Below are 4427 nucleotides of genomic sequence, written 5' to 3'. Positions count from 1 at the left end.
AGCAAGCGCTCACCGGCACGATCGCGCGCTACGGCGGCAGCGCGGACACGGTGTTCACCGTGGCCGATGTCGGCTATTTTTCGAGCGTTCGCGCGGGGGCGCATGGCGGTGCGGGCATCGACACGCTGAAGTTGACGGGCGCGAATCAGGTGCTCGACGTTACGGCGCTGAACAGTGGCGCGACCGACAAGCTCAGCGGTATCGAGGTGATCGACATCACCGGCTCGGGCAACAACACGTTGCGCATGTCGACGGCTGATGTGCTGAATCTCGGCCACCCGAATGCGTTCCGCCAGGACGGCTACTCGCAGATGCGAGTCACGGGCAATGCGGGCGACCGGGTGGAGCTGGCCGGCATTCCCGATCTGGCGGCCGGCAGTTGGGCCAGTGCAGGCACTTTCATGATCGGCGGCGAGCGGTATGTGGTCTATCGGAACGATGCGCTGAAGGCCGAGCTGTTCGTGCGCAATGGTGTCGCGGTGAGCGGCGGATCGTCGATCGTGCCGGTGATCGATTGGGTCGAGCAGGGCGTATCGCCGGGCGTGTCGGGACACACGGGCGCCCATGCACAGGTGACGGTCTACCACGGCGATACCGCGATCGGGACGGTCACGGCGGACCCGGACGGCTCGTGGTGGCTGGCGCTGCCCGGCGGTATGCAGCCGGGGTCGCATACGCTGACGGCGAGCGTGACGGATGGCCGCGGCGTGGCGCAGAAGTCGGCCGAGTTCACGTTCGTTCTCGACAATGAGACCGCGCCGGTGCCCGACGATCTGCCGTCGCGCCCGACCATCGACACCGTGACCGACAACGTCGAGCCGCATACCGGCCCGATCGGCCAGGCCGGGCTGACGAACGACCCGCGCCCGGTGTTGAGCGGGCGCGGCGACGTCGGCTCGACCATTCACGTCCGCGTCGACAACAACGAAGTAGGTACCGTCAGGGTCGGCTCGAACGGAACGTGGACGTATCAATTAACGCAGCCGCTGCCGGACGGCCTGGCCCGTCTGTCGGTGCGGGCGAGCAATGCGGACGGGCAGAGCGCGCCGTCGGAGGCGTACATCATCGAGGTCGATGTGACGCCGCCGCCGCCGCCGATGATCGATTCCGCGTCGGCGGGCACTCCCGCGACGCTGTCGGGCCATGCGGAGCCGTATTCGACGGTCGACGTGTATGACGGCAACACCTTCCTCGGCACCGCGACGACCGGCCCCGACAGCCAATGGACGTTCCCGCTGCCGCCTGGCATGTCGGTCGGCAATCACACGTTGACGGCCACGGCCAGGGACCCAGCGGGCAATTTGAGTCCGTCGTCGCCAAACTTCGACTACGTCGTCGGGCCGACCCAGCCGACCGCACACGCGGTGGTGGACGACGCGGGGCGCGACACCGGGTTGTCGCACAGCGATTGGCTGACCAACGACGGCACGGCGGGCCGGCTGATCGAGGGGCACATCGTGGGTGTGCTCGGCGCGAGCGACCGGGTGCAAACCTCGACCGACGGCGGGCGCACCTGGCAGGACGCGTTGATGAAGTCGAACGGCAAGTGGGTGGCGATCGATCCGAACGCGCACACCGGCAATTGGGCGATCCAGACGCGCGTGGTGAATACCGCGGGCGAGCAGGGCGAGCTGGACAGCACGGCGGTCACGCTGAAGACGTCGGTGCTGATGCCAACCGACATGTTGGTCAATCACACCATCGGCTCGGTGGCGGTGAGATTCTCTCCGGAGCAGGTCGCAGCGGACTGGAAGCTGTCGCTGATGATCGACGGCCGCCTGTACGAACACGTTCTGAGCCAGCAGGAGGCTGCCTCGGGTGTGGCGAGCTTTTATGCGCCGGTGATGGGCGCGAAGCAGGTGCTGGCGGCCATGGTCGATACGGCCGGCAATATCTCGTCGTATCGTGGTGTCGAGCACTTCCAATCGGAAGGCACCATTTCCGAGAACTTCGAGTCGTTGTCGAGCGACTCATATTTGTTCAGGTATGGGGCTACGGCGTCCACGCGCTATTTCGACGTGACCTGTCTCGACGCGCTTGGCGGCGTTTGGCGGCAGGGTTTGTTGACGGGTAGAGATGTGACTGCGTGGGCACCCTCCGTTATTGCCGAGGCGCCGACCTCGCGTGTGCTGGCGATAACCGGCAGGGTGCGGCTGGACCTGAAAGATGGGATGTCTGCCACGCGCATGTCGTTCGACCTGGGCGACATGACGACGCAGGAGGTCGTCAAGCTGTATTTCTACGACAAGAACGGCAGCCTGATTTACACGTCCCGCGGGTACTCGGCAGCAGGCGGCGTGCATCAGTACGTCAATATCGATGTCGGCAGGGAATTTACGCGCGTCGAAATCAACAATGAATGGCGATCGGTCGACGCGGGCATGAACTGGGTGGACAACATCGTTTTCACCGGCTCCTTCGGTTCGGGTGATCGCCCCGTGTTCGGGGACTCGCCGACGCGGCAAATGCTCACCGGTGATATGGCGTACTACGGCGGAAGCCAGGAGACGGTATTCAACGTGTCCGATGTCGGCTATTTCTCGGGCGCCAACGCGGGTGCGCATGGCGGTGTGGGCACCGACACACTGCAACTGACGGGAGGGAATCAGGTGCTCGACGTCACGGCGCTGAACAGCGGCGCGACCGACAAGATCAGCGGCATCGAGGTGATCGACATCACCGGCTCGGGCGACAACACGTTGCGGATCTCGATGGCCGATGTGTTGAATCTCGGCCACCCGGATGTTTTCCGCCAGGATGGCTACTCCCAGGTGCGGGTGACGGGCAACGCCGGCGACCGGGTGGAGCTGGCCGGCATTTCCGGTCTGGCGGCCGGCAGTTGGACCGGCGCGGGCAACTTCGTGATCAACGGCGAGCAGTATGTCGTCTACCGGAACGACGCGCTGAAGGCCGAACTGTTCGTGAACAATGCGGTCGCGGTGAGCGGCGGATCGGCGGTCGCGCCGGTGATCGACTCGGTCGTGCTGAACGCATTTCCGAGCGTGTCGGGACACGCGGGCGCGCTGGCGCAGGTGACGGTCTACGACGGCAGCACCTCGATCGGAACGGTCACGGCGGGTACCGACGGCTCGTGGTCGCTGGCGCTGCCTACCGGCATGCAGCAGGGTACGCATACGCTGACGGCGAGCGTGACGGATGCCAATGGCCTGGTGCTGACGTCACCCGAGTTCACGTTCGATTATGGCGGCACGATCAGCCGCCCGGCGCCATCGACGCGATCGATCGCCGAGTTGTTGGACGGGATGGATCACGACGAAAGCGACGGGGGTTCCCATGTCGATCACGGTGCCGGCGACCACCCGCCGAGGCTGTCGTTGGCGGACCTGCTGAACCCTGGCCATCAGGAGCTGTTTCGGGCGGGGGGCGGCGCACAGGTGCGCGGCATGCCGGACCTCGCGGCAGCGGGCAACGAAGGGCGGCCTATGCTCGACGTTGCCGGCTACCCCGGCGCTCACAACGCCGCGCAGGATGTGGACCTGATGGTGCATGCCGCGATGCAAACCACGCTCATGGCCTGAGCGCTCGACGCGCTGCATGAAGCAGCAGGGCCCGGTCTTCGTGAAGGCGCAGACCGGGCCGTGTCATTAGGTCGCCGAGTCAAGCCACTCGTGGAACGCGATGTTGGATTCAGGTCAAGCAGCGGCCGTGTTTGGCCCAGGCACAGGTGTCGCACGCTGTACATTGCAAACCCCTTACGTGTGCCGAACTCATCTCGGGGTTCGGCGCACGCACCGTCGGTACGCATGGCCGCTATGCGTGAGGGTTATCTCCCAACCGCCACCCCGGGCTCGTCAAGCCGTTCCGCCTCGATTTGCGCCGTCAACGTGTTGCTGCGCGATTCGGCATGTGCCCCGGAGCTTCATTGAAATCTGTTTCAGGGAGGTTTTAGATCATGGCAAATCAATCTGCAGTCAAGCGGCCGTCGCGCCCGACCATCGACACCGTGACCGGCAACGTCGGGGCGCGTACCGGTGCGATCGGCCAGTCCGGGCTGACCAGCGACCCGCGCCCGGTGTTGAGCGGGCACGGCGACATCGGCTCGATCATCCACATCCGTGCCGAAGGGCGCGAGGTCGGCACCGCCCAAGTCGGCTCCGACGGAACGTGGACATACCAGTTGCCGCAGCCGCTGTCGGACGGCTTGTGCCGCCTGTCGGTGCAGGCAGGCAATTCGGCCGGCCTGAGCATGCCGTCGAAGGCGTACACCATCGAGGTCGAGGCGGCTGCCACGACGACGCCGATCATCGATCACGGATCGCCCGGCATCCCCGGGACCGCCCACGCGGTGGTGGACAAAGCGGGGCGCGACAGTGGGGCATCTCACAACGATTGGCTGACCAACGACGGCACGGCGGGGCGGCTGATCAGCGGTCACATCGAGGGTGCGCTCGGCGCGGGCGACCGGG

Annotated in this window: 3 protein-coding genes; 2 read left to right on the top strand and 1 reads right to left on the bottom strand. The window is 65.7% G+C overall.

Annotated elements, in window-relative coordinates:
* Positions 1-278, bottom strand: a 278-nt coding sequence (locus ACYP33_RS03570) for a hypothetical protein (protein ID WP_459619750.1), incomplete at its 3' end; no start/stop codon positions are given.
* A 63-nt stretch (positions 279-341) separates the two neighbouring features.
* Here ACYP33_RS03570 and ACYP33_RS03565 point away from each other — a divergent pair.
* On the top strand, positions 342-3539 hold the full coding sequence (locus ACYP33_RS03565) for an Ig-like domain-containing protein (protein ID WP_459619748.1): 3198 nt from the start codon (positions 342-344) through the stop codon (positions 3537-3539).
* Between the two features lie 425 nt (positions 3540-3964).
* The coding region (locus ACYP33_RS03560) for an Ig-like domain-containing protein (protein WP_459619746.1) at positions 3965-4427 on the top strand (463 nt) is incomplete at its 3' end.

This window comes from Burkholderia sp. 3C, from assembly GCF_054589155.1.
Note: the sequence above shows the minus strand (reverse complement) of the source record. Positions and strands in the feature narration are given on the sequence as shown.